The following is a 5,090-nucleotide window of genomic DNA, read 5'->3' as shown; positions in this document are numbered from 1 at the left end:
GCCCCGAACAGAAGGCCCGCCCCGCCCCGGTGATGACCAGCACCCGGGCCTGTTCGGGCGCGCGGCGCACGGCGTCCAGGATCTCGGCCCGCATCCGCGTGTTCAGCGCATTCATCACCTCGGGCCGGTTCAGCACCAGCACGCCGATCCCGTCCGCCGCGCGGTAGTCGATCACCTCGTAGACCATGGCCGGTCCTCCCGCTTCGCCCTTCCGCCAGACTAGCGCGGCGGGCGGGGATGGAAAGCGGAATACAGCGGCGCGGGTGCGCTCAGCCCCCCGCCGCCTTGCGCAGCATGTTGCCCGCCACCACGATCGCGAAAAGCGCAAAGACCCGGCGGAAGCGCTTGGGGTCCAGCCGATGGGCAAGCCGCACGCCCAGCGGTGTGGTCAGCAGCGTCATCGCCACGATCACCGCAAAAGCGGGCAGGTTCACCGCGCCGATGGTCAGCGGCGGCCGCCCCTCGGGGGCGATGTCGACCAGAAGAAAGGCGATCACCGACGGCACCGCGATCAAAAGCCCGAACCCCGCCGCCGTCGCCACCGCCCGGTGGATCGCCTGGCCATAGACCGTCATCAGCGGCACCCCGAACAGCCCGCCCCCGATTCCCATCAGCACCGCCAGGAACCCGACGCCCGAGGACAGCGCCGCCCGCAGCGCGCCCCCCGGCATGGCCTCGCCCAGCCGCCAGTTCGCGCGGCCAAAAGCCAGGTAGCCCCCCGCCAGCACGCCCAGCACCCCGAAGATGCCCTGCGACACCACCGAGCGCAGCCCCGAGGCCACCAGCACGCCCAGCACCGCCCCCAGCATCAGCCCCGGCGCCCAGCCGCGCAGGATCGTCCAGTCCACCGCCCCCTTGGCATGATGCGCCAGCACCGAGCGGACCGAGGTCACGATGATGGTGGACAGCGAGGTGGCAAGGCAGATCTGCATGATCTGCGGGCTGTCATAGCCCAGCGCGGTGAAGGCATAGAAGAAGGCGGGCACCAGGATCAGCCCACCGCCGACGCCCAGCAAGCCCGCGATCACCCCCGCCACCGCCCCGATCGCCAGCAGCAGCGCCAGCATCGGCAGGATCAGCGAAAGGTCTGGCATGGCAATCTCCGGTCCGGCTCCCCTGCGCTTAGCCCAGCCGCACCCGCCGCGCCAGCGGGATCAGCCCGCGTTCGGCGCTGGTTCAGGCCGCGCGCGGCAGCGCCGCAAGGGCCGCGTCCAGCACGTCGAGCCCCGCACCCGGCTGCACCGCCCCGTCGGACAGGATCCGCCGCCAGGCCCGCGCGCCGGGCTGGCCCGCATAAAGGCCCAGCATGTGCCGGGTGACATTGTGCAGCCGCCCGCCCTCGGCCAGGTGGCGCGCGATATAGGGGCGCATCCCGTCGACAACCTCTTCCCGCGTCTTCCGGCCTTCCTGCCCGAAGATCGCCGCATCCGCACCCAGCAGGATCGCCGCCGGATCGTGATAGGCCGCCCGGCCGATCATCACCCCGTCTAGACCCGCCTCCAGCAACCGCCGCGCCTCGTCCAGCGACGGGATCCCGCCATTGATGCAGATCGCAAGGTCGGGAAAGGTGCGCTTCATGTCCAGAACCAGGTCGTAATCCAGCGGCGGGATATCCCGGTTCTCCCGCGGGCTCAGCCCCTGCAACCAGGCCTTGCGCGCATGGATGACAAAGCGGCTTACCCCCGCCGCGCGCAGGGTTTCCAGGAATCCCGGCAGGGTGTCGCGCGGCTCCTGGTCGTCGACGCCGATGCGGCATTTCACCGTCACCTCGACGCGCGCCGCCGCCCGCATCGCCGCCACGCACTCGGCTACCAGAGTGGGCGACTTCATCAGCACCGCCCCGAAACAGCCCGACTGCACCCGGTCGGAGGGGCAGCCGACATTCAGGTTCACCTCGTCATAGCCCTCGTCGCAGGCCATCCGCGTCACCAGCGCCAGCTCGCCCGGATCCGAGCCGCCCAGTTGCACCGCCACCGGATGCTCGGCCGGGTCGAAGGCCAGCAGATGCCGCGCCCCCCCCCGCACCAGCGCGGCCGAGGTGACCATCTCGGTATAGAGCAGCGCCCGCGCGCTCATCAGCCGGTGGAAATACCGGCAATGGCGGTCGGTCCAGTCCATCATGGGCGCAACGCTTAAGATTGGCGCCTTGGAGGCGTTATCTTTTTTATTGTTTATCAGCGCATTGTCGCCCAATCGTCTGTCCCGTTCCTGTCTCATATGTTGTAATTTCGGCCCATTTCTGCGAGGTTTTACAACAAATGTTGTAAATTAGGGCCGTGATGTTGTAACTCATGGGTAGCATCATCAAGAGAAAACGCAAAGACGGCTCTGTCGCCTGGCTCGCCCAGATCGCGACCCGGGGGGATGGTAAAAACTGTCTTGCGCGAGAACCGGACCTTCGAGCGCCGCTCGGTCGCAGCGGCCTGGATCGAGAAGCGCGAAGAGGATCTGGCCAAGCCCGGAGCGCTGGACGCTGCACCCGAGGATGGGCGGAAACGCAAGAACGTCACCCTCGGCGATGCCATCGACAGGTATATCGAGGACAGTGCCAAGGTCATGGGACGGACCAAGGCGCAGGTGCTCAAGAGCATCAAGGATTACGACATCGCAAACAAGTCTTGCGCCAGTATCGGCAGCGCAGATCTCGTGGCTTTCGCCAAGGAGAAGCTGAAGACAGGTGTCGCGCCGCAGACTGTGGCGAACCACCTGTCGCATCTGAGCGCCATCTTCATGCTGGCCGGCCCTGCCTGGAACATTCCGCTCGACGCAGGCGCGATGCGCGACGCCTTGATCGTCTGCAAGCGGCTTGGCCTGACGCGGAAGAGCCGGCAGCGCGAGCGGCGGCCGACGCGGGAGGAGCTCGACCTCCTGATGACGCATTTCCACGACCGCTCGACACGCCGTCCCACCGCGGTTCCGATGCACCGGATCACGGCATTTGCGATCTTCTCGACCCGGCGGCAGGAAGAAATCGTTCGGATCAGGTGGACGGACCTTGATGCCGGGGGCAAGCGCATCCTGGTGCGCGACATGAAGAATCCCGGTGATAAAATCGGCAACAACGTCTGGTGCGATCTGCCGGATGAGGCGCTGGCAATCATCGAGGCGATGCCCAGGCTGTCGGACCGGATCTTTCCCTATACTACCGACGCGATCTCGGCGGCCTTCACGCGGACCTGCCATCTGCTGGGCATCGAGGATCTGCACTTTCACGACCTGCGGCACGAGGGCGTCTCGCGGCTGTTCGAGCTGGGCTACAGCATCCCGCATGCAGCGGCGGTGTCGGGGCACCGGTCCTGGAGTTCGCTGAAACGCTACACCCATGTCCGCCAGACCGGCGACAAGTTCGAGGGCTGGGCCTGGCTCTCCGAAGTCTCGGAAATCGACCCCCGGCAGCGCGTCAGGCGGCCGATGCGGTCGCACGCCGCCGAAAGCCTGCAGTTCAAGCCGGTCCGGCGGCCAAGGTAAAGCGTGCAGGATCGGCCCGAGGTCAGGCGGGGCACCTGCCGGAACCTGTCGTGGATCCGCAGCACCGATCCGATTCTGGCGCTATCCGAGGTGACCATGTCGCGGTCGGCCCTGGACAGGTCTCTGATACAGGCCACGTCATCGCGATGTTCGCCGGCTGCCCCTGGGCGGGCGTTGCACAGCCCATCACATCTGCCTGGCAAAAGAATCTTTTGCTAGGTATAGTCATGCCAAGCAAAACCTGAAGATGATTGGCATGACCTCTCTCAGCAGCATCGCGATGAGCGCCTATACCGATCTTGTGCGGCTCCTGAAGGACGACGCCTTGTCCCGCGTTGACGGCGCGCCGACGCTGAAGCGGCGGGGCGACAAGGCCTATTGGTATGCCGCCCGCCGCGTCGGGTCGGAGATGCGATTCACCTATATCGGCGAAGACACGGCCGAGACCCAGGCACGCATCGCGCAACTCGAAGACCTGCGCAGAACCGCAAGGGAACGGCAGGAAACCCGCTCGAGGCTCGTCCGGTTGCTGCGCGCCGAAGGCATGACGCCGACGGATCGCGCGACCGGCTCCATCCTGTCGGCCATGGCCGACGCAGGCACCTTTCGTCTGGGTGGCACGCTTGTCGGCACGAACGCATTTCGCCTCTACGAAGGCGAGCTTGGCCTCCGCCTGCCTTTGGGGGGCATGGCCAATACCAGTGACATCGACATCGCGCAGTTCCGCAAGCTCAGCCTCGCCCTGGAGGATCAGGTCGATCCGGGCATGGCCGAGACCTTCTCGGCGCTGAAATTCGCCCCCTTGCCCGGCGTCGAGCAGGGCCGCACCTGGCGCTGGTCCCAGGGGGGCAGCGGGCAACTGGTGGAGTTCCTCACGCCCGCCTTCGGTGACGAAATTATCCAGGACCTGCCCGCCCTTGGTGTCAGTGCGCAGGCGCTGAACTACCTCAACTTCCTGATTGCGGAACCGATCCATGCGGCGGCGCTCTACCGCTCCGGCATCCTGGTGCAGGTGCCGCGCCCCGAGCGCTTCGCGATCCACAAGCTGATCATCGCAGACCGTCGCCGCGACGGCGCAGGCAGCCTCAAGGCCGCCAAGGATCGGGAGCAGGCCGCATTCCTGATCGCGGCACTGGCCGAGGACCGGCCCGACGAGTTGCGGCAGGCCCATGCCGCGGCAATGTCCACAGGCCCGCGCTGGCGCGAACATATCGGAAATTCGCTGCAAAGACTGCCGGAGACCCGGAAGATCCTCGAAAACCTGGCCGCCTGAGCCGCGACCCGGCGGCAGTCCCCACTGTTAAAGCGACTTCTCCTTGCCGCCGCCCGATCCGCTGCCACCCCGCCGCGCCTTCGCAAACCCGCGATCCGTGGCGATGAACCGCTCCAGCATGGGCACGATCAGTCGCGCGGGCGGGATCGGTGGCTGTCCCGCGTCGCGGCCGAGGATTTCGCCATAGGCGACGAGATCACGGTGCAGGGCGGCGGGCAGGTCCACGGTGAGTTTCACCGGCTTGTCATCGGCGATTGGTCCGAGTTTCAGCTTGGCCATCTCAACCTCCCTGCGGGGCGATCACCAGATCGCGGGTGACGAGCACGCGCACCGGAAAGCCCGGGCGGAT

The 5,090-nt window shown here is 66.8% G+C and carries 6 protein-coding genes; 2 read left to right on the top strand and 4 right to left on the bottom strand.

Going from position 1 to position 5,090, the window contains the following annotated elements; all coding sequences use genetic code 11:
• From ENN83_RS11900 to dusA, 3 genes are all read right to left on the bottom strand, one after another.
• Positions 1-187, bottom strand: a 187-nt coding sequence (locus tag ENN83_RS11900; RefSeq protein WP_287187298.1) for an enoyl-CoA hydratase-related protein, incomplete at its 3' end; no start/stop codon positions are given.
• A gap of 82 nt (positions 188-269) precedes the next feature.
• On the bottom strand, positions 270-1,094 hold the full coding sequence (locus tag ENN83_RS11895) for a sulfite exporter TauE/SafE family protein (protein WP_287187296.1): 825 nt from the start codon (positions 1,092-1,094) through the stop codon (positions 270-272).
• 82 nt (positions 1,095-1,176) lie between these two features.
• Positions 1,177-2,175 carry a tRNA dihydrouridine(20/20a) synthase DusA gene (gene dusA / locus ENN83_RS11890; RefSeq protein WP_414707661.1) on the bottom strand — a complete coding sequence of 333 codons (999 nt, stop codon included), beginning with the start codon at positions 2,173-2,175 and terminating at the stop codon, positions 1,177-1,179.
• A 189-nt stretch (positions 2,176-2,364) separates the two neighbouring features.
• On the opposite strand from dusA, the gene ENN83_RS11885 reads away from it, so the two are divergent.
• Together ENN83_RS11885 and ENN83_RS11880 are read left to right on the top strand one after the other, a co-directional pair.
• Entirely contained in the window at positions 2,365-3,468 is a 1,104-nt protein-coding gene (locus ENN83_RS11885) for a tyrosine-type recombinase/integrase (RefSeq protein WP_287187292.1), read from the top strand.
• Between the two features lie 256 nt (positions 3,469-3,724).
• Positions 3,725-4,741 carry a nucleotidyltransferase family protein gene (locus tag ENN83_RS11880; protein WP_287187290.1) on the top strand — a complete coding sequence of 339 codons (1,017 nt, stop codon included), beginning with the start codon at positions 3,725-3,727 and terminating at the stop codon, positions 4,739-4,741.
• A 27-nt stretch (positions 4,742-4,768) separates the two neighbouring features.
• Here the strand turns inward: ENN83_RS11880 and ENN83_RS11875 are convergent, their stop codons facing one another.
• A complete protein-coding gene (locus ENN83_RS11875; RefSeq protein ID WP_287187289.1) occupies positions 4,769-5,020 on the bottom strand; it encodes a DUF2274 domain-containing protein in 252 nt (83 codons plus the stop codon).
• Positions 5,021-5,090 lie beyond the last annotated feature (70 nt).

It is taken from the genome of Rhodovulum sp. (assembly GCF_011048875.1).
Classification (GTDB): Bacteria; Pseudomonadota; Alphaproteobacteria; order Rhodobacterales; family Rhodobacteraceae; genus Rhodovulum; species Rhodovulum tesquicola.
The sequence above is the reverse complement of the archived record's forward strand: the minus strand, read 5'-3'. Positions and strand labels throughout refer to the sequence as shown.

What these genes read in the sequence shown, in the direction of transcription:
- ENN83_RS11885 (WP_287187292.1), top strand. Translation starts at nt 2,365, where the DNA reads ATGGTAAAAACTGTCTTGCGCGAGAACCGGACCTTCGAGCGCCGCTCG.
- ENN83_RS11895 (WP_287187296.1), bottom strand. Translation starts at nt 1,094, where the DNA reads ATGCCAGACCTTTCGCTGATCCTGCCGATGCTGGCGCTGCTGCTGGCG.
- ENN83_RS11875 (WP_287187289.1), bottom strand. Translation starts at nt 5,020, where the DNA reads ATGGCCAAGCTGAAACTCGGACCAATCGCCGATGACAAGCCGGTGAAA.
- ENN83_RS11880 (WP_287187290.1), top strand. Translation starts at nt 3,725, where the DNA reads ATGACCTCTCTCAGCAGCATCGCGATGAGCGCCTATACCGATCTTGTG.